The following is a 17839-nucleotide window of genomic DNA, read 5'->3' on the forward strand; positions in this document are numbered from 1 at the left end:
TTCTGTCATGCTGGCCACGCGTTTTCTTGTCCTTCTGCGGTGGTCCCCGCCCTAACTGCTACAAACCGTACCTGGCTTCGTGTGCAAGCGCCCTATCCGGCCCATACCCAGGAAACACGAGGGCTTGCAGGTTCAAACAATGTGCGGTTTTTCACATGACTCATAAGATTTTTTCCGAATAACCCTTGTGAAAAATTCTTCTGAGGTTTTCGAAAAGTTGTTCTTAGCTCTGATGTTACAGGCGTGAAACGCTTGATAAGAGAAAAAAGCCAATAAATTGGCGATTCAAGGGCATCGAAGTACAGAACACCAGGAGCAAAGCCATGCGCAGTCGTAACGCGGCACTATGGAGCGGTGTATTTTTGGCGGTGTCGGGGACTCATGGGCAAGCCATGACGCTGACCGAAGCTATACAAAGCACGCTGCAGTACCACCCGGAAATCAGTCAGAGCGTGAACAGCCGCCTGACTGCGGATGAAGAACTCAAGTTTGCCAGGGGAGGATATCTGCCAACCGTCGATCTCGTGGCCGGTTACGGCCGGGAGAACACCGACAGCCCGACGACCCGCGCGTCAGGCAACCACAACGATGAAACCTTGACCCGCGGCGACGCGGAAATCCGTCTGCGGCAGATGCTGTTCGACGGTTTCGGCACGCCCAACGAGGTCAAGCGCAACGAAGCCAACGTCAACTCCAAGGCCTTCCGTATCCTCGGCACCTCGGAGACCGCCGCCCTGCGCACCGTCGAGGTCTACCTCGAAGTACTGAAGCGTCGCGAGATGGTGACCCTGGCGAAGAACAATCTGCAGGCCCACGAACGCATCGGCGACCAGATTCGCCTGCGCAGCGAGCGCGGCGTCGGCAGCACCGCCGACAACGACCAGGCCATTGCCCGTCTGGCCCTGGCGCAGAACAACCTCTACACAGAAGAAGTCAACCTGGCCGACGCCGAGGCGAACTTCTACAGCGCCACCGGCAAGATGCCCGACCAGCTGGAGATGCCCTCCACGGTCAAGGCCGAAGTGCCGCCCGACCTGCTGGCTGCCCGCCAGGGCATGCTCAACGACAACCCGCTGCTGAAATCGGCGCAGGCCGACGTCAACGCCGCCGAGTCGCAGTACGAGGCCGCCAAGGCGCCCTTCTACCCGCGCTTCGACGCCGAGCTGGCCAAGGCCGCCAACAACAACGTCGACGGTGACGAAGGCCACTACAACAGCTGGGAAGCCCAGGTGGTGATGCGCTACAACCTGTTCAACGGGATGCGCGACAAGGCCCACCTGAACGCCACCTCGCACCAGATCAACGAGGCCCAGGACGTGCGCAACAACGCACTGCGCCTGCTCAACGAGAACCTCTCGCTGGCCTGGGACGCGATGGAGAACTCGCGCAAGCAGACCCAGCCGGCCCGCGAGTACGCCGACTACACCCGCAAGGTACGCGAGGCCTACCAGCAGCAGTTCACCCTCGGCCAGCGCACCCTGCTCGACCTGCTGGACAGCGAGAACGAACTGTTCACCGCCAACCGCCGCTACACCGAAGTGCGCTACACCGAGGAATACTCGATGTACCGCGTGCTCGGCAGCATGGGTTCGCTGCTGCGCACCCAGCACGTGGTCGCACCCCACGAGTCGGTGGCGCTTTCGGATGTGAAGAACGAGGCACGCCTGCCTGACCTGAAATAAGAAAGTCGCTCGCGGCCGCCATCCTGCCCCGCGCCTCCCGGTGTCGGGGCGATGGCCGTGAAGCGATACGACAGGGCACGGAAAATCCAGCGTCCGGCGCAGACCGGCGGGCACCTGCGGGTGCTCGCCGGGGACGTCCGGCGCGGAGCGTCCCGGCCCGGGAGGAAGTAGCGTGACCATGATCATCCAGGAGCGCGGCGCACCCGCGCCGGGCGATCCGCGCCTGAGCCATGACGATCCCCTGCTCGACGGACTGCTGATCCTCTGCCGCCTGCACGGCTGCGCGGTCAGCCGCAACAGCCTGGCCGCCGGCCTGCCGCTGCCCGACCAGCGCCTCTCCGCCAGCCTGCTGCCGCGTGCCGCGGCCCGCGCCGGGCTGCAGGGGCGCCTGCTGCGCCGCGAGCTGAAAAGCATCTCCAGCCTCAACCTGCCAGTCCTGCTGCTGCTCAACGACGGCCGCAGCGCCGTGCTGCGCCAATGGCGCGACGACGGCCAGGCGCTGATCCTGCCCTGCGAGACCGATGGCGGCGAACAGGCCGTCAGCGCCGAAGAGCTTGCCGCCCAGTACAGCGGCCAGGCCCTGTTCGCCCGCCCACGCCACGAACTGGAAGCAGCGCGCAAGCCGCTGGTACCGCGCGTCGAGGCCTGGTTCCGCGACACCCTCAAGCTGTCGCGCTGGCTCTACACCGACGCCCTGGTCGCCAGCCTGCTGATCAACCTGCTGGGCATGCTGGTGCCGCTGTTCGTCATGCAGACCTACGACCGCGTGGTGCCCAACCAGGCGCTGTCGACCCTCTGGGTGCTGGCCGCCGGCCTGCTGCTGGGGACCATGTTCGAGCTGCTGCTGCGGGTGCTGCGCTCCAACCTGCTGGACATGGCCGGCAAGAAGACCGACGTGGTGCTCTCCGCCACCCTGTTCGAACGCATCACCGGCATGTCGCTCAAGGCCAAGCCGGAAACCGTCGGCGGCTTCGCCCAGAGCATCCATGACTTCCAGGGCCTGCGCGAATTCCTCACCGCGCTGACCCTGACCAGCCTGATCGACCTGCCCTTCTCGATCCTGATGATCCTGGTCATCGGCCTGCTCGGCGGCTGGCTGGTGGCCGTGCCGCTGCTGGCCTTCCCGATCACCATCGTGTTCGCCCTGATCATCCAGAGCCGCCTGCGCGACACCGTGCAGAAGAGCCTGACCCTGGGCGCCGAACGCCAGGCCCTGCTGATCGAGACCCTCGGCGGCCTGGAAACCCTCAAGGCCTGCGGCGCCGAAAGCGAGCGCCAGTACCGCTGGGAATCCACCCACGGCGCCCTGGCGCGGCTCGACAACCACGCGCGCTTCCTCTCTGCCCTGGCCACCAACGGCACCCTGTTCCTCCAGCAGTTCGCCGGCCTGGCAATGATCTGCGCGGGGGTCTACAGCATCCTCGACGGCAACCTCAGCGTCGGTGCGCTGGTCGCCAGCTACATGCTCAACAGCCGCGTGCTCGCCCCGCTGGGGCAGATCGCCGGGCTGATCACCCGCTACCAGCAGGCGCGCCTGACCATGAAGAGCACCGACGCGCTGATGGAGCTGCCGCAGGAGCGCCAGGCCCGCCAGCGCCCGCTGGAACGCACCCAGCTGCACGGCGCGCTGGAAGTGCGCCAGCTGAGCTTCAGCTATCCCGAGCAGACCATCCCCGCGCTCAACCACATCAGCCTGCGCCTGGCCCCCGGCGAGAAGATCGGCATCATCGGCAAGAGCGGCTCGGGCAAGAGCACCTTCGGCCGCCTGCTGATGGGCTTCTACCACCCCGAGGAAGGGCAGATCCTGCTCGACGGCCTGGACCTGCGGCAGATCGACGTTTCCGACCTGCGCCAGCAGATCGGCTACGTCGCCCATGACCTGCCGCTGCTGGCCGGCAGCCTGCGCGACAACCTGACCCTGGGCGCGCGCTACGTCAGCGATGCGCGGATGCTCGAAGTGGCCGAGCTGACCGGCGTCAGCGAACTGGCCCGGCAGCATCCGGCGGGCTTCGACCGCCCGGTGGGCGAGCGCGGCCAACTGCTCTCCGGCGGCCAGCGCCAGGCCGTGCTGATGGCCCGCGCACTGCTGCTCGACCCGCCGATCCTGCTGCTGGACGAACCCACCAGCGCCATGGACAACAGCAGCGAGGAAGTCCTGCGCAAGCGCCTGCACGAGGCCTGCCGCGATAAGACCCTGCTGCTGGTCACCCACCGCACCTCGATGCTCAGCCTGGTCGACCGCCTGCTGGTGCTCGACAGCGGCCGCATCGTCGCCGACGGCCCGAAAGACGCGGTCATCGAAGCATTGCGCAAGGGCCACGTCGGCCCGGCAGCGGGGTAATCGCCATGCAGTTCTCCCAATCGATCCGTGGCTACATCTGCGGCAGCGGCGCCCGCGACACCGAGTTCATGCCCGAGGTGCAGGGCACCCTGCTGGAAGACTCGCCCAACGCCACCCGCATCACCCTCTGGGCGGCCCTGGCGCTGCTGGTGGTGGCGGTAACCTGGGCCTACTTCGCCGACATCGAGGAAGTCACCAAGGGCGAAGGCAAGGCCATCCCCTCTTCCAAGGTGCAGACCATCCAGAACCTGGAAGGCGGCATCGTCTCGGAAATCTTCGTCCGCGAAGGCCAGGTGGTGGACAAGGGCCAGCCGCTGCTGCGCCTGGACGACACCCGCTTCACCTCCAACAAGGGCGAGACCGAGGCCGACCGCAACTCCCTGGAAGCCCGCGTCGAACGCCTCAGCGCAGAAGCCGACGGCCGCGCCCCGGCCTTCACCGATGACCTGAAGAAGGACGCGCCGCAGGTGGTGGAAGACCAGCTGGCGCTCTACCAGACCCGCATGCAACGGCAGAACAGCGAGCTGAACATCCTCCAGGAACAGCTGCGGCAGAAAGGCCAGGAACTCCAGGAATTCCGCGCCAAGGTCCAGCAGTACCGCTCCAGCCTCGGGCTGGTGCAGCAGGAGATCAACATGTCCGAGCCGCTGGTGAAGGCCGGCGCGGTGTCCCCGGTGGAGCTGCTGCGCCTGCGCCGCAGCGCCGTGGAGATCAGCGGCGACCTCAACGCCACCAACCTCGCCATCCCGCGCGCCGAGGCGGCGGTGAACGAAATCCAGCGCAAAGTCGAGGAATCCAAGCTGGGCTTTCGCAGCGACGCGTTGAAGGAACTCAACGACGTACGCACCGACCTCAACAAGCTCACCGCCACCAGCCGCGCCATCGACGACAAGGTCAACCGTACCCTGGTGGTCGCGCCGCTGCGCGGCATCGTCAAGCAGCTCAAGGTCAACACCATCGGCGGCGTGGTGCAGCCGGGCAGCGACATGGTAGAAATCGTCCCGCTGGAGGACAACCTGCTGGTGGAAGCCCGCGTACGCCCGCAGGACATCGCCTTCCTCCACCCGGGGCAAAGCGCCACGGTGAAGTTCACCGCCTACGACTACACCATCTACGGCGGGCTCAAGGCCAAGCTGGAGCTGATCAGCGCCGACACCATCACCGACGACAAGGGCAACAGCTTCTACCTGATCCAGGTGCGCACCGACAAGAACCACCTGGGCACCGACGCCAAGCCCCTGCTGATCATCCCCGGCATGGTGGCGACGGTGGACATCATCACCGGCGAGAAGAGCGTGCTGGACTACATCCTCAAGCCGGTGCTGAAGGCGCGGTGGGAGGCTTTGCGGGAGCGCTGAGTTTTTCGGCAAGCCCCGCAGCTGGGGTTTGCCCTCACCCCAGCCCTCTCCCAGAGGGAGAGGGGGCAGTCTGTGCCGCCGGCAAGGATGCTCCTCCCTGTGCCCAAGGTATCCGGCAAACTCCGTTGAAGCGCTTTACTCCGGACGGTCCCCTCTCCCTCTGGGAGAGGGTTAGGGTGAGGGGCTCTTCAACTCTTCAGCGCTTACGCTGTGAACACTTGAACCATCCCAGCTCACTCCCCCCGCCAATGCGCCCCCGGCCCCTCCTCCGCCAACCGGTCCCCCGGATTGCGCAGCGGGCAGGCCTCCATCGACAGGCAGCCGCAACCGATACAGCCATCGAGCTGATCGCGCAGCAGCAGCAACTTCTCGATGCGCTCGTTCAGGTCATCCCGCCAGCGCGCCGACAGTCGCGCCCAGTCGGCCGCCGTCGGGTTGTGCCCGCTGGGCAATGAGCCCAGCGCCTCGGCGATCTCGCCCAGGGGGATGCCGACCCGCTGCGCGACCTTGATCACCGCCACCCGGCGCAAGGTGTCGCGCGAATAGCGGCGCTGGTTGCCGGCATTGCGCGTGCTGCCGATCAGCCCCTTGGCTTCGTAGAAGTGCAGAGCGGACACCGCCACACCAGCGCGCTTGGCCAGTTCGCCGACGCTCAGGTCGCGGTGCAGGGAGCAGGAGGAAGTTTTCTTCATGGGCTATTGACCTCAACTTAAGTTGAGGTTTTACCCTCGCCAGGCATTCGGTTCAAGACAGGGAGCCCAGGAACATGACCCAACCCGCCCCGATCACCGCTCAGGCCTGCGTGGACAACCCGCACTTCATCCTGCAGATCGAGATCGACGTGACACCCCAACAACGCCCGCACATCGCCGCCCGCCTGTGCGATTACCTGACGCACCTGCAGGAGCTGTTCTACCGGCGCCCCGGCTACCTCGCCAGCGAACTGCACGCCGAAGGCGAACCGCAGCGCCTGGTCGGCCGCCTGCACTGGCGCCGCCAGGAAGACTGGGAAGCCGCCTGGGACTGCCGCCAGACCGCCAGCGACCTGTTCGCCGACAGCCTGCTCAAGCTGGGCGCGCGGAGCATCCGCTTCGGCAGCGGCGAGACCGAGCACAACCCAGCGTAATGCCAGTTAACCGCCGCCCTTGCAGGAGTCCACCCGACAAGGACTCGACTCCACTCAAAGGCTGGGGCTGGCACCTTGTAGGATGGGTGGAGCTTGCGATACCCATCAGGGCTCGCTGGACGGCTGCGATGGGTATCGCTTCGCTCCACGCCATCCTACAAACGCGTTTACGCCAGGCTCATGTGCAGCAGCGGAAACGGCCGCCCTTCCCCATCGGTGGGCGAACGCCCGGTCTGGATGAAGCCGTAGTGCAGATAAAAACCTACCGCCTGAGGATTCTGTTCGTTGACGTCGACACTCAAGGTTCCGCGCGCTTCGCGCACGAAGTCCAGTAGCGCGCGGCCAAGGCCGCGCCCCCGACAGTCCGGATCGATGAAGAGCATTTCCACATGGGCGTCGTTGAGCCCGATGAAACCCAGCGGGCGATCGTCATCGTCCACCGCCACCCACACCTCGACGGCAGGCAGGTAGAGGTCACGGACCTGGGGCAGCAGGTCGTCGATATCCGACGCCTGGAGGAAGTGGTGGGTCGCGCGTACGGCGCCCAGCCAGATAGCGAGCAGCCGCGGATTGTCCGCAGCGATGCGTTGGCGAATGAGCATGAATTCATCCTGATTCAGCAGATCACAAAGGGATAGCGCGCCACGCAAAGTGACGGCCGTTGGAGCGTCGGCAGCATGAATGTCCGCTTCGCGAATCAACGCCTGGGCGGAGCACGGCAGAGGCAGCCGGAAAGAGAGGGAGGTCGATCCTACCCAGCCCTTCCCGGCCGGTAAAGCCTCAGGCGAGGCTCCAGCGCCAGCCGTCCCGCGCGCACTCCAGGCGCGCCTCCAGCGCCAGCCGGGCCAGGAACGCCTCGTCGTGGGACACCACCAGCAGCGCGCCACGGTACTGCCGCAGCAGTTCCTCCAGCGCCTCGCGGGAGGGCAGGTCGAGGTGGTTGTCCGGCTCGTCCAGCAGCAGCAACTGCGCTGGCTGCTGCGCGTAGAGTTCACAGGCCAGCGCCGCCTTCAACCGTTCGCCACCACTGAGCAGCGCGCTGGGCAACTCGATCCGCGTCGCCGGCAACCCAAGCTGTGCCAGGCGTGTGCGCAGCACCGATTGCTCCGCCACAGGATTGCGCCTGTGCAGCAGCTGCAATACCGAACACTCGGGCAGCAACCCCTCCAGGTGCTGATCCAGATAAGCGCTGCGCACCTTCACCTCGCACGATCCAGCCACCGGGCCCAGCTGTCCCGCAATCACCTTGAGCAGCGTCGACTTGCCGCTGCCATTGCGTCCGCTGATCGCCACGCGGCGCGGGCCGACCAGCTGCAGATCGAGTGCCGCAGCATTGCCGAACGGCAGGCGCAACGCCTCCAGCAGCAACACGCCGCGCTGCTCGGGCAAGGCGCAAGCGGGCGCATTCAGGTGGATCGCCGGATCGTCGCGCAGCTGCGCGAAGGCCTCCTGCACCCCACGCGAAAGCTGCTCGCGGCGCTCGCCATGCTGCGTGGCCAGACGCGCGATGCTGGTCTGGCTGCGCTCCTTCTGCCGGTCAACCAGGATCTTCGCCTGATTGGCCGTCTTCGCCTCCTGGCGCCCCTTCGCCTGCCGGTGCTCCTGGCGCTCGCGCTGCTCCTGCATGGCGTGCTGCTGGCGGTCGCGCTGCAGCTTGCGCCGCTGCAACTCACGCTGGGCGGTGTCCTGCTCCTGCTGGCGCACCTCGCGGTAGAAGGCATAGCCGCCGGCGTAGCTGCGCAGGCCGGTGGAAGACAGTTCGACGATGCGCTGCATGTCGTCCAGCAGCAGACGGTCGTGGCTGATCAGGATCAGCCCGCCGCGCCAGCGCTGCAGCTGCTCGCGCAGGGCTTCGCGGCCCGCGCGGTCGAGGTGGTTGCTCGGCTCGTCGAGGACCAGCCAGTCCGCCTCGCTGAACCAGGCGCCGAGCAGCGCCACTCGCGTGCACTCGCCGCCGCTCAGGGTTGCCGCAGGCGTGTCCGGCATCAGGTGTGCGAGCCCGGCGGCAGCCAGCTCGGCCTCCAGGCGTGCGCGCAGGTCCCAGTGCCCGTCGAGCAGCTCGAAGTCCGCAGGATCGACACCACCCACCTCGACCCGCGCCAGTGCCTCCAGCAGCGGCTGTACACCGGCCAGGTCGGCAACGCTCCGATAGGCCTGTGGTTCGATGCGCTGCGGCAGGTAATGCACCGGCCCGGAGCGCAACACGCGCCCGGCGGCGGGCTGCAATTCGCCGACAATGATCCGCGCCAGCACGGATTTGCCGACGCCATTGCGCCCCACCAGCGCGGTGCGGCGTTCGTCGAAGGTTTCATCGAGGTCGCTCAGCAGCGGCTCGCCGCTGGGCAATTGGAAAGAGACGCCTTGCAGCGCCAGGGTGAACGGGCTCGTCATGCGCAATACCAGATTGATGCCGGAAATCCCCCGGAACGGGCCAGGGAAGGAAACGGGCCGTGAAACCACGGCGGCATCAATTGCGCATCGGACGAACACCTCGCGAAGGGGAATGAGCGGCGCAGTATAACCGCAGCTGCAGGGCAAACGCGGCCATCGGGCAGAAACCGCGACGGCGAGCGAGCTTCACAGCGCCGCCCGGAACAGGCGAAACTGCCCCTTCCAGCGCACCAGGAGTCATCAGGACATGGAATGCTTCAACCATCCCGGCGCCAGCGCCGTTGCCCTGTGCCGCGGCTGCGGCAAAGGCATCTGCCGCAGCTGTGCGCTCCCGGTCAGCCGCGGGCTGGTCTGCTCGGAAGACTGCCGCACCTTCAGCGAAGCCCTGCACCAGGTGCAGGTCACGACCATCCGCAGCAACGGCATGATCTCCTCCGCGCGCCTGGTGCAACCACTGCTTGCGCTCATCCTCATCGCCGGTGGCTGGTACGCCCAGCACACGGTGCCACGAGAGGTCCGGTTCATGGGCTGGATCCTGCTGCTGATGGGCTGCGCGGTGGGGCTGTCGGCGCTGCTCACCCAGCTCAAGCGCCTGCGCAGCAAAGTCTGAGGCTCGCTGCGATGCTCCCTTCACTCCCCGAGTTGTTCCACGAAGAACCCCTGCAGTGGGGCCTGCGCGGCGATCCCTACCTGTGGCGGGAAATGGCCGAGCACCTCGCCCACACCCCCTGGCCCGCCAGCGAAGCCGCGCTGGCACAACTGCTCAGGCAACTGTTCGAACAGTTGGCCGGCATCTGCCTGGATGATCCCCGACCCGTGCACCTGCCACGCCATGCCCACGGCGGCATGTCCAGTGGAATGGTCAGCAGTGAATTCTGGCGCGAGCGGGCCATTCCGCTGCTGGTGGAGCGCTACCGGGGGCAGTCCGGGCAAGCGTAGATATCCACAGGACATGCTCGGCGCTCCCCCCATCCTGCAGGTGCGTTATCTGAGCGTCGGGGTGCAGGCAGATCAGCTACGCGGCCCGTGGTTGCGCAGGAAGGTCTCCTCGCCCATCGCCGCGATCTGCCCTTCGATCAGCGCATCGAACGGGCGCAGCAACTCGGCATGGGACTGCGGCGCATCCAGCGCGTCAAGGGCATGCACCACCGCCTCGATGGTGGACAGCGCGCCTTCGGCAGGCGCCTTGCGCAAGCGATAGCGCGAGGTCAGTCCGTCAGGGAGAACGACCCGTGGCAGCGCCGCCAGGTTCGGGTTCAGATGCAGCAGCTTGCGCGCCTTGCGCCAGGTGCCATCGGGCACCACCAGCAGGCGTGGTTTATCCACAGGCCGGGCGGCCAGATCGGCCAGGGCCACGGCGGCTTCGCCGGGGAACAGCAGCCAGGCATCCCAGGCGGACAGATCGAGGTCGCTGAAATCCTCACCCACCCTCAACTGCGCATTGGCCAGCCTCAGCGCCGCCAGGCGCGCGGTGTTCAGCGCATGGCCGACTTCGCTGGGGTGCTGCAGCAGGAGCACGCGGGTGCGGTTGTCCAGGCGCGGGATCAGCGCGCACAGGCAGTGGTTCAGCAGGCGCTCGCAGCGCGGGCAGCGGGCGCGAGTCATGCGGCATTCGGCTGCGTACGCAGCAGGTCGCGGAAGTTCTGGATCAGCGGCTCGCGGGAGCGGCCGCGGCGCAGGATCAGCGAGAACGGCGCCTGGTAGCCGAAGGTCGCCGGCAGCAGTGCGCGCAGGCGGCCCTGCTCCACCCAGGGGTGCGCGTAATGTTCGGGCAGGTAGCCGATGTAGCCGCCGGAGAGGATCAGGATCAGCTGCGCCTCCATACTCTCCACGGTGCCGGCGCTGTGCTTGAAGCCGTGCCGCGCCAGTTCCGCCTGGCTCCAGTAGCCACGGCCGACCATGCGCTGCTGGGTGATCAGCTCGGCGGGAATGCGCCGGCCGTCGAACAGCGGGTGGCGGTCGCTGCAGTACAGCCAGTGCTGCTCTCTATAGAGCGGCTGGTAGACCAGGCCGTTCATCCGGCTGAAGAAGGAGCCGATGGCCAGGTCCAGGCGGTTGTCCAGCACCGCCAGTTGCAGCTCGTAGGGACTCTGCACCTGCAGGTGCAGGTGCACCGCCGGGTGCAGGCTGCTGAAGGAGCCGATGACGTCGGCCAGCGGCAGCGCCGGGTCGCTCACGGTGGAGTCCAGCACACCGAGGTTGAGGGTGCCGCGCAGCTCGCCCTTGAGGGTCGCCGCGTAGCGCTCGAAGCCTTCCAGCTCGCCAAGGATGCGCAGGGTTTCCTGGTGGAACAGCTCGCCCTTGCTGGTCAGCCCGAAGCCGCCCCGCCCGCGGTGGCAGAGCACGATGCCCAGCTGGTTCTCCAGCTGGCTCATGTAGGTGCTGATCGCCGAGGTCGACAGGTTGAGTTCCTGCTGGGCGGCGGCGAAGCCCTGGCTGCGCACCACGCAGGCGAAAATCCGCAGCAGTTTGACGTCGGGCAGTGCGCTCGCGCTCATGGGGACTCCGCAAAACCGCGGCCGGGCCGCTCTAGTTCAGTACTTTCTGTACCTGAAAAATGGATGATAGCAAGCCAGCTATCTATTCAGGAACCACAGGCCACAGGCCCGGCAAGCCGTCTACTGCGGCAAGGTGGCGCAGTCTAGCCGCGCTGATTAGTTTAGAAAACTCTGAAGTGATTATTTGTAGCCAGCGATTTTTTCCACTACCGCCCGTGACCAGAATCGACCCCTAGTGTTCAACAAGCCTGTTTCCACGAAGACAGCGATCAGCCTGAGGCCCTCCCCATGGACAAGAAACTTCACCAGCCCCTGGGCGGTAACGAAATGCCGCGTTTCGGCGGCATCGCCACCATGATGCGCCTGCCGCATATCCAGTCCCCCGAAGAGCTCAACGAGCTCGATGCCGCCTTCGTCGGCGTGCCCCTGGACATCGGCACCTCCCTGCGCTCCGGCACCCGTTTCGGGCCGCGCGAAATCCGCGCCGAATCGGTGATGATCCGTCCGTACAACATGGCCACCGGCGCTGCGCCGTTCGATTCGCTGAACATCGCCGACATCGGCGACGTGGCAATCAACACCTTCAACCTGATGGAAGCCGTACGCATCATCGAAGAGGCGTACGACAAGATCCTCGACCACGGCATCCTCCCGCTGACCCTGGGCGGCGACCACACCATCACCCTGCCGATCCTGCGGGCCATCCACAAGAAGCATGGCAAGGTCGGCCTGGTCCACATCGACGCCCACGCCGATGTGAACGACCACATGTTCGGCGAGAAGATCGCCCACGGCACCACCTTCCGCCGCGCGGTGGAAGAAGGCCTGCTGGACTGCGACCGCGTGGTGCAGATCGGCCTGCGTGCGCAGGGCTACACCGCCGAAGATTTCAACTGGAGCCGCAAGCAGGGCTTCCGCGTGGTGCAGGCCGAAGAGTGCTGGCACAAGTCGCTGGAACCGCTGATGGCCGAAGTCCGCGAGAAAGTCGGCGGCGGCCCGGTCTACCTGTCCTTCGACATCGACGGCATCGACCCAGCCTGGGCGCCCGGTACCGGCACCCCGGAAATCGGCGGCCTGACCACCATCCAGGCGATCGAGATCGTCCGTGGCTGCCAGGGCCTGGACATCATCGGCTGCGACCTGGTCGAGGTCTCTCCGCCCTACGACACCACCGGCAACACCTCGTTGCTCGGCGCCAACCTGCTGTACGAAATGCTCTGCATCCTCCCGGGCGTAGAGCGCCGCTAAGCGCGCACGAGCAAACACCATGAACAACGACGCCTGCGTAGCACAGGTGCTGGAGGCTGCCCGCGAGCTCGTGGCAGCCTTTGCGCGCACCGACACCGAAGCCTACTTCGCCGCCTTCAGCGAAGACGCCTCCTTCATTTTCCACACCTGGCCGCAGCCGCTGCTGTCGCGCGCGGCCTACCGCGAAGTGTGGGAAGGCTGGCTGCGTGACGACGGCTTCGAAGTCCTTGACTGCCTTTCGAGCAACACCTTTGTCAGCCTGCAAGGCGAAGACGTGGCCGTGTTCTGCCACGACGTCGCCACACGGCTGCGCATCCAGGGAGAGGAAAGCCTGAACCACGAACGGGAGACCATCGTCTTCCGCCGTGATCCGAACCAGGGCCGCTGGCTGGCCACACACGAGCACCTGTCACCGTCGCCGACGCCATAAAGACAGGGCTCACCCGGGAGGAAGTCATGGATAACAAGAACAACGCACACGCAATCACCACCATCGAGACATTCGGGGTCGAACAGATCCCGGACAGCGAACGCAACGCCACGCCCACCGACCTGTTCCGCATGATCTTCGGCGGCGCCAACACCTTCGCCACCGCCGTGCTGGGCAGCTTCCCGGTGCTGTTCGGCCTGTCGTTCCAGGCCGGCGTCTGGGCCATCGTCCTCGGCGTGCTGGTCGGTTCGATCATCCTCGCGCCGATGGGCCTGTTCGGCCCGCTCAACGGCACCAACAACGCGGTCTCCTCGGGCGCCCACTTCGGCGTGCACGGGCGGATCGTCGGTTCGTTCCTCTCGCTGCTCACCGCCGTCGCGTTCTTCTCCCTCTCGGTGTGGAGCTCGGGCGATGCACTGATCGGCGGCGCCAAGCGCCTGTTCGACCTGCCGGAAACCGACCTGACCCTGGGCCTGGCCTACGGCCTGTTCGCCGTGCTGGTGCTGATCGTCTGCATCTACGGCTTCCGCTTCATGCTGATGGTCAACAAGATCGCCGTGTGGGCCGCGAGCCTGCTGTTCCTGCTCGGCCTGTTCGCCTTCGCCGGCCCGTTCGACGCTGGCTACGCCGGCACCGTGCAGATGGGCAGCGAAGGTTTCTGGGCCGCCTTCATCGGCGCCGCCCTGCTGGCCATGAGCAACCCGGTTTCGTTCGGCGCCTTCCTCGGTGACTGGGCGCGCTACATCCCGCGCGAGACCTCGCAGAAGCGCATCATGCTGGCGGTTATCTGCGCCCAGCTGGCGACCCTGATCCCGTTCCTGTTCGGCCTGGCTACCGCGACCATCGTGGCGGTCAACGCGCCGGACTACATCGCGCAGAACAACTACGTCGGCGGCCTGCTGGCCGTGTCGCCGAGCTGGTTCTTCCTGCCGGTGTGCCTGATCGCGGTGATCGGCGGCATGTCCACCGGTACCACCTCGCTGTACGGCACCGGCCTGGACATGTCCAGCGTGTTCCCGCGCCTGCTCAACCGCGTGCAGGCCACCCTGCTGATCGGCCTGCTGTCGATTGCCTTCATCTTCATCGGTCGCTTCGCCGCCAACCTGGTGCAGAGCGTGTCCACCTTCGCCGTGCTGATCATCACCTGCACCAGCCCGTGGATGGTGATCATGATCCTCGGCCTGATCATCCGCCGTGGCTTCTACCACGCCGATGACCTGCAGGTGTTCACCCGCGGCCAGGAAGGCGGCGCCTACTGGTTCCACAACGGCTGGAACTGGCGTGGCATGGGTGCGTGGATCCCCAGCGCGGCCATGGGCCTGTGCTTCGTCAACCTGCCGGGGCAGTTCGTCGGCCCGCTCGGCAACCTGGCCGGCAGTATCGACATCAGCCTGCCGGTGACCCTGGGCATGGCCGCCCTGCTCTACGTCGCCCTGCTGCGCACCTTCCCGGAACCCGCCGGCGTCTACGGCCCCAAGGGCCCGCGCTGGGTCGCCAGCCATGACCGGCCGATCCGCAGCATCAGCGAGCCCTCGGCCTGATCCAGGCTTCGCGACCTGACGCGAAGCGTTCTACCCGAAAGCCCTCCATCGGGCCGGTTGCCACCGGTCCGATGGCCCACCGCACGCCACAAGCGCGCGGCAACAATGACAATGCAAGTGTGAGGAGCCGACCATGGCGTTAGATCTGATCGTCGTACTGATATATGCCGCTGGCATGTTGTGGCTGGGCTGGTACGGCATGCGCCGCGCCAAGACCCACGAAGACTACCTCGTGGCCGGCCGCAACCTCGGCCCGGCGTTCTACATGGGCACCATGGCCGCCACCGTACTGGGCGGCGCCTCCACCGTGGGCACCGTGCGCCTGGGCTACGTCCATGGCATCTCCGGCTTCTGGCTGTGCGCCGCCCTGGGCGCCGGCATCATTGCGCTGAACCTGTTCCTGGCCAAGCCGCTGCTCAAGCTGCGCATCTTCACCGTCACCCAGGTCCTGGAGCGTCGCTACAACCCGATGGCCCGCCAGGCCTCGGCGGTGATCATGTTCGCCTACGCGCTGATGATCGGCGTAGTCTCCACCCTGGCCATCGGCACCGTGATGCAGGTCCTCTTCGGCCTGCCGTTCTGGGTGTCCGTGCTGCTGGGCGGCGGCGTCGTGGTGATCTACTCCACCATCGGCGGCATGTGGTCGCTGACCCTGACCGACATCGTGCAGTTCATCATCAAGACCGTCGGCCTGATGTTCATCCTGCTGCCGATCTGCCTGCACCGTGTAGGCGGCTGGGACGAGCTGGTAGCCAAGCTGCCGGCCACCGCGTTCAGCTTCCACACCATCGGCTACGACACCATCATCACCTACTTCCTGATCTACTTCTTCGGCATCCTGATCGGCCAGGACATCTGGCAGCGCGTGTTCACCGCCCGCGACGACAAGGTCACCAAGTACGCCGGCACCGCCGCTGGCATCTACTGCGTGATCTACGGCCTGGTCGGTGCGCTGATCGGCATGTGCGCCAAGGTCCTGCTGCCTGACCTGGACAACGTCAACAACGCCTTCGCCGCCATCGTCCAGGCTTCGCTGCCGGACGGCATCCGTGGCCTGGTGATCGCCGCCGCCCTGGCCGCGATGATGTCCACCGCCAGCGCCGGCCTGCTCGCCGCCTCCACCACCATCACCGAGGACCTGCTGCCGATCGTCACCGGCCAGCGCTCCACCCGCCTGAGCCTGAACCGCATCTGCACCCTGCTGACCGGCCTGCTGGTTCTGGCCATCGCCCTGGTGGTCAACGACGTGATCAGCGCCCTGACCCTGGCGTACAACCTGCTGGTGGGCGGCATGCTGATTCCGCTGATCGGCGCCATCTACTGGAAGCGCGCCACCACCGCCGGCGCCATCACCAGCATGGCCCTGGGCTTCATCACCGCGCTGGTGTTCATGCTCAAGGATGGCTTCGACGCCAACACCCCGATCTACTACAGCCTGGCCATCGGCCTGGTCAGCTTCATCGTCGTCAGCCTGCTGTCGCCCCGCCCGGCAGCGGTCGCCGACGCGGCCTGATCAGGACTTGCGCTAGGCAAGAGGGCGCGGCGAGCTGATCTCCGCGCCCTTTTGCTTTATGACAACGACCTCACTCACGAACAGTAAGGAACTGCCATGACCACCTGCGGCGAATTCCTCGTCAAGCAACTCGAAGCCTGGGGCGTGGATACCGTCTTCGGCATCCCCGGCGTGCACACCGTCGAGCTGTACCGCGGCCTGCCCCACAGCGGCATCCGCCACATCACCCCGCGCCACGAACAGGGCGCCGGCTTCATGGCCGACGGCTACGCGCGCGTCACCGGCAAGCCGGGTACCTGCTTCATCATCACCGGCCCGGGCATGACCAACATCCTCACCGCCATGGGCCAGGCCTACGCCGACTCCATCCCCATGCTGGTGATCAGCAGCGTCAACGAACGATCGCGCCTGGCCCACGGCAACGGCTACCTGCACGAGCTGCCGAACCAGCGCGCCATGGTTGCCGGCGTCAGCGCCTTCAGCCACACCCTGATGAGCGTCGACGAGCTGCCGGCAGTGCTGGCCCGCGCCTTCGCCGTGTTCGACAGCGAGCGTCCGCGCCCGGTGCACATCGAGCTGCCGCTGGACATCATCACCGCCCCGGCCGACCACATGCAGGTGCGCCCGCGCGTCCAGCTGGCCCGCCCTGCACCGGCCCGCTCGCCGCTGCAGGAAGCCGCCGCCAAGCTGGCCAAGGCGCAGAAGCCACTGCTGCTGCTCGGTGGCGGCTGCGTCGCCGCCCAGGCCGAAGCCCGCGCCCTGGCGATCGCCCTGGATGCGCCGACCGCACAGACCATCAACGCCAAGGGCCTGCTGCAGCCCGACCACCCGCTGCTGATCGGCAGCAACCAGTCGCTGATCCCGGTGCGTGAGCTGGCGCTGGAAGCCGACGTGGTGCTGGCCATCGGCACCGAGCTGGGCGAGACCGACTACGACGTGGTGTTCGACGGCAACTTCAAGATCGGTGGCGAGCTGATCCGCATCGACATCGATCCGCAGCAGCTGATGCGCAACCAGACCCCGAGCATCGCCATCCACAGCGACGCCCGCACCGCCATGCGCGCCCTGCTGGAACTGCTGCCGGCCCGCCAGGCCGATGCCGCCAGCCCCGGCGCCCAGCGCGCGGCCAAGGTGCGCGCACAACTGGCCGAGGACTTCAGCGGCTGGGCGCACTACCGCACCCTGTTCGACAAGATCCTTGAAGTGCTGCCCGACGCGCGCTTCGTCGGCGACTCGACCCAGACTGTCTACAGCGGCAACCACCTGGTGGAACTGGACGGCGGCCGCCGCTGGTTCAACGCCTCCACCGGCTATGGCACCCTGGGCTACGGCCTGCCAGCGGCCATCGGCGCCAAGCTCGGCGAGCCGGGCCGTCCGGTGATCAGCCTGATGGGCGATGGTGGCCTGCAGTTCACCATGACCGAACTGGCCAGCGCCGTGGAAGCCAAGGTGGGCATCGTCGTGCTGCTGTGGAACAACCACGGCTACGGCGAGATCAAGCGCTACATGGAACGCCGCGACATCACCCCGCTGGGCGTGGACATCTACACCCCGGACTTCCTCACCATCGCCAGGGGCTTCGGCTGCGCCGCCGAACGCGCCCGCGATCACGAGCACCTGCAGGAGCTGCTGCGCAACGCGCCGAGCGATCGCCCGCTGATCGTGGAAGTGATGGAAGCGGCGCCCTTCGCGCCGTAAGCGTCATCGCCCG

The 17839-nt window shown here is 66.5% G+C and carries 16 protein-coding genes; 11 read left to right on the plus strand and 5 right to left on the minus strand.

Annotation, left to right across the window (positions count from 1 at the left end):
* Positions 1 to 392 precede the first annotated feature (392 nt).
* The 3 genes from HNP46_RS12915 to HNP46_RS12925 all read left to right on the plus strand — a co-directional run bounded on the left by HNP46_RS12915 (position 393) and on the right by HNP46_RS12925 (position 5381).
* Entirely contained in the window at positions 393 to 1682 is a 1290-nt protein-coding gene (locus HNP46_RS12915) for a TolC family outer membrane protein (RefSeq protein WP_409372434.1), read from the plus strand.
* A 178-nt stretch (positions 1683 to 1860) separates the two neighbouring features.
* Positions 1861 to 4023, plus strand: a complete 2163-nt coding sequence (locus HNP46_RS12920; RefSeq protein ID WP_184589538.1) for a type I secretion system permease/ATPase — start codon at positions 1861 to 1863, stop codon at positions 4021 to 4023.
* A gap of 5 nt (positions 4024 to 4028) precedes the next feature.
* Positions 4029 to 5381: an HlyD family type I secretion periplasmic adaptor subunit gene (locus tag HNP46_RS12925; RefSeq protein WP_184589439.1), complete on the plus strand. Its 1353-nt coding sequence runs from the start codon at positions 4029 to 4031 to the stop codon at positions 5379 to 5381.
* 233 nt (positions 5382 to 5614) lie between these two features.
* Here the strand turns inward: HNP46_RS12925 and soxR are convergent, their stop codons facing one another.
* Complete coding sequence (gene soxR / locus HNP46_RS12930; RefSeq protein WP_184589441.1) at positions 5615 to 6073, minus strand: redox-sensitive transcriptional activator SoxR; 459 nt, start codon at positions 6071 to 6073, stop codon at positions 5615 to 5617.
* Between the two features lie 74 nt (positions 6074 to 6147).
* Between soxR and HNP46_RS12935 the strand changes: the two genes are divergently transcribed.
* On the plus strand, positions 6148 to 6507 hold the full coding sequence (locus tag HNP46_RS12935; protein WP_184589443.1) for an antibiotic biosynthesis monooxygenase: 360 nt from the start codon (positions 6148 to 6150) through the stop codon (positions 6505 to 6507).
* A 167-nt stretch (positions 6508 to 6674) separates the two neighbouring features.
* On the opposite strand, the gene HNP46_RS12940 is transcribed toward HNP46_RS12935, so the two are convergent.
* Positions 6675 to 7109: an acetyltransferase gene (locus HNP46_RS12940; RefSeq protein WP_184589445.1), complete on the minus strand. Its 435-nt coding sequence runs from the start codon at positions 7107 to 7109 to the stop codon at positions 6675 to 6677.
* 178 nt (positions 7110 to 7287) lie between these two features.
* Complete coding sequence (locus tag HNP46_RS12945) at positions 7288 to 8898, minus strand: ABC-F family ATP-binding cassette domain-containing protein (RefSeq protein WP_184589447.1); 1611 nt, start codon at positions 8896 to 8898, stop codon at positions 7288 to 7290.
* 247 nt (positions 8899 to 9145) lie between these two features.
* On the opposite strand from HNP46_RS12945, the gene HNP46_RS12950 reads away from it, so the two are divergent.
* Together HNP46_RS12950 and HNP46_RS12955 are read left to right on the plus strand one after the other, a co-directional pair.
* A complete protein-coding gene (locus HNP46_RS12950) occupies positions 9146 to 9508 on the plus strand; it encodes a hypothetical protein (RefSeq protein ID WP_184589449.1) in 363 nt (120 codons plus the stop codon).
* A gap of 11 nt (positions 9509 to 9519) precedes the next feature.
* Entirely contained in the window at positions 9520 to 9837 is a 318-nt protein-coding gene (locus HNP46_RS12955; RefSeq protein WP_184589451.1) for a hypothetical protein, read from the plus strand.
* Between the two features lie 72 nt (positions 9838 to 9909).
* On the opposite strand, the gene HNP46_RS12960 is transcribed toward HNP46_RS12955, so the two are convergent.
* A complete protein-coding gene (locus HNP46_RS12960) occupies positions 9910 to 10503 on the minus strand; it encodes a tRNA-uridine aminocarboxypropyltransferase (protein ID WP_184589453.1) in 594 nt (197 codons plus the stop codon).
* Positions 10500 to 11396 carry a LysR family transcriptional regulator gene (locus tag HNP46_RS12965; protein WP_184589455.1) on the minus strand — a complete coding sequence of 299 codons (897 nt, stop codon included), beginning with the start codon at positions 11394 to 11396 and terminating at the stop codon, positions 10500 to 10502. Before HNP46_RS12965 ends, HNP46_RS12960 begins: the two co-directional genes overlap by 4 nt.
* 288 nt (positions 11397 to 11684) lie before the next feature.
* Between HNP46_RS12965 and speB the strand changes: the two genes are divergently transcribed.
* The 5 genes from speB (at position 11685) to HNP46_RS12990 (ending at position 17826) form a co-directional block, all read left to right on the plus strand.
* Positions 11685 to 12644: an agmatinase gene (gene speB, locus HNP46_RS12970; RefSeq protein ID WP_015476374.1), complete on the plus strand. Its 960-nt coding sequence runs from the start codon at positions 11685 to 11687 to the stop codon at positions 12642 to 12644.
* Positions 12645 to 12663: 19 nt separating this feature from the next.
* Positions 12664 to 13074: a YybH family protein gene (locus HNP46_RS12975; protein ID WP_184589457.1), complete on the plus strand. Its 411-nt coding sequence runs from the start codon at positions 12664 to 12666 to the stop codon at positions 13072 to 13074.
* A gap of 26 nt (positions 13075 to 13100) precedes the next feature.
* On the plus strand, positions 13101 to 14615 hold the full coding sequence (locus HNP46_RS12980) for a purine-cytosine permease family protein (protein ID WP_184589459.1): 1515 nt from the start codon (positions 13101 to 13103) through the stop codon (positions 14613 to 14615).
* A 133-nt stretch (positions 14616 to 14748) separates the two neighbouring features.
* Positions 14749 to 16128 carry a sodium:solute symporter gene (locus tag HNP46_RS12985; protein WP_184589461.1) on the plus strand — a complete coding sequence of 460 codons (1380 nt, stop codon included), beginning with the start codon at positions 14749 to 14751 and terminating at the stop codon, positions 16126 to 16128.
* A gap of 96 nt (positions 16129 to 16224) precedes the next feature.
* The gene (locus HNP46_RS12990; protein ID WP_184589463.1) at positions 16225 to 17826 is read left to right on the plus strand and encodes a 5-guanidino-2-oxopentanoate decarboxylase; all 1602 of its coding nucleotides are present in this window, start codon (positions 16225 to 16227) and stop codon (positions 17824 to 17826) included.
* Positions 17827 to 17839: the final 13 nt, after the last annotated feature.

Source organism: Pseudomonas nitroreducens (assembly GCF_014204515.1).
GTDB classification, from domain to species: Bacteria; Pseudomonadota; Gammaproteobacteria; order Pseudomonadales; family Pseudomonadaceae; genus Pseudomonas; species Pseudomonas nitritireducens_A.

Bases quoted from the DNA above. Each gene is read 5' to 3' on its own strand.
- HNP46_RS12915 (WP_409372434.1), top strand. From the start codon at position 393: ATGACGCTGACCGAAGCTATACAAAGCACGCTGCAGTACCACCCGGAA.
- HNP46_RS12920 (WP_184589538.1), top strand. From the start codon at position 1,861: ATGATCATCCAGGAGCGCGGCGCACCCGCGCCGGGCGATCCGCGCCTG.
- HNP46_RS12925 (WP_184589439.1), top strand. From the start codon at position 4,029: ATGCAGTTCTCCCAATCGATCCGTGGCTACATCTGCGGCAGCGGCGCC.
- soxR (WP_184589441.1), bottom strand. From the start codon at position 6,073: ATGAAGAAAACTTCCTCCTGCTCCCTGCACCGCGACCTGAGCGTCGGC.
- HNP46_RS12935 (WP_184589443.1), top strand. From the start codon at position 6,148: ATGACCCAACCCGCCCCGATCACCGCTCAGGCCTGCGTGGACAACCCG.
- HNP46_RS12940 (WP_184589445.1), bottom strand. From the start codon at position 7,109: ATGCTCATTCGCCAACGCATCGCTGCGGACAATCCGCGGCTGCTCGCT.
- HNP46_RS12945 (WP_184589447.1), bottom strand. From the start codon at position 8,898: ATGACGAGCCCGTTCACCCTGGCGCTGCAAGGCGTCTCTTTCCAATTG.
- HNP46_RS12950 (WP_184589449.1), top strand. From the start codon at position 9,146: ATGGAATGCTTCAACCATCCCGGCGCCAGCGCCGTTGCCCTGTGCCGC.
- HNP46_RS12955 (WP_184589451.1), top strand. From the start codon at position 9,520: ATGCTCCCTTCACTCCCCGAGTTGTTCCACGAAGAACCCCTGCAGTGG.
- HNP46_RS12960 (WP_184589453.1), bottom strand. From the start codon at position 10,503: ATGACTCGCGCCCGCTGCCCGCGCTGCGAGCGCCTGCTGAACCACTGC.
- HNP46_RS12965 (WP_184589455.1), bottom strand. From the start codon at position 11,396: ATGAGCGCGAGCGCACTGCCCGACGTCAAACTGCTGCGGATTTTCGCC.
- speB (WP_015476374.1), top strand. From the start codon at position 11,685: ATGGACAAGAAACTTCACCAGCCCCTGGGCGGTAACGAAATGCCGCGT.
- HNP46_RS12975 (WP_184589457.1), top strand. From the start codon at position 12,664: ATGAACAACGACGCCTGCGTAGCACAGGTGCTGGAGGCTGCCCGCGAG.
- HNP46_RS12980 (WP_184589459.1), top strand. From the start codon at position 13,101: ATGGATAACAAGAACAACGCACACGCAATCACCACCATCGAGACATTC.
- HNP46_RS12985 (WP_184589461.1), top strand. From the start codon at position 14,749: ATGGCGTTAGATCTGATCGTCGTACTGATATATGCCGCTGGCATGTTG.
- HNP46_RS12990 (WP_184589463.1), top strand. From the start codon at position 16,225: ATGACCACCTGCGGCGAATTCCTCGTCAAGCAACTCGAAGCCTGGGGC.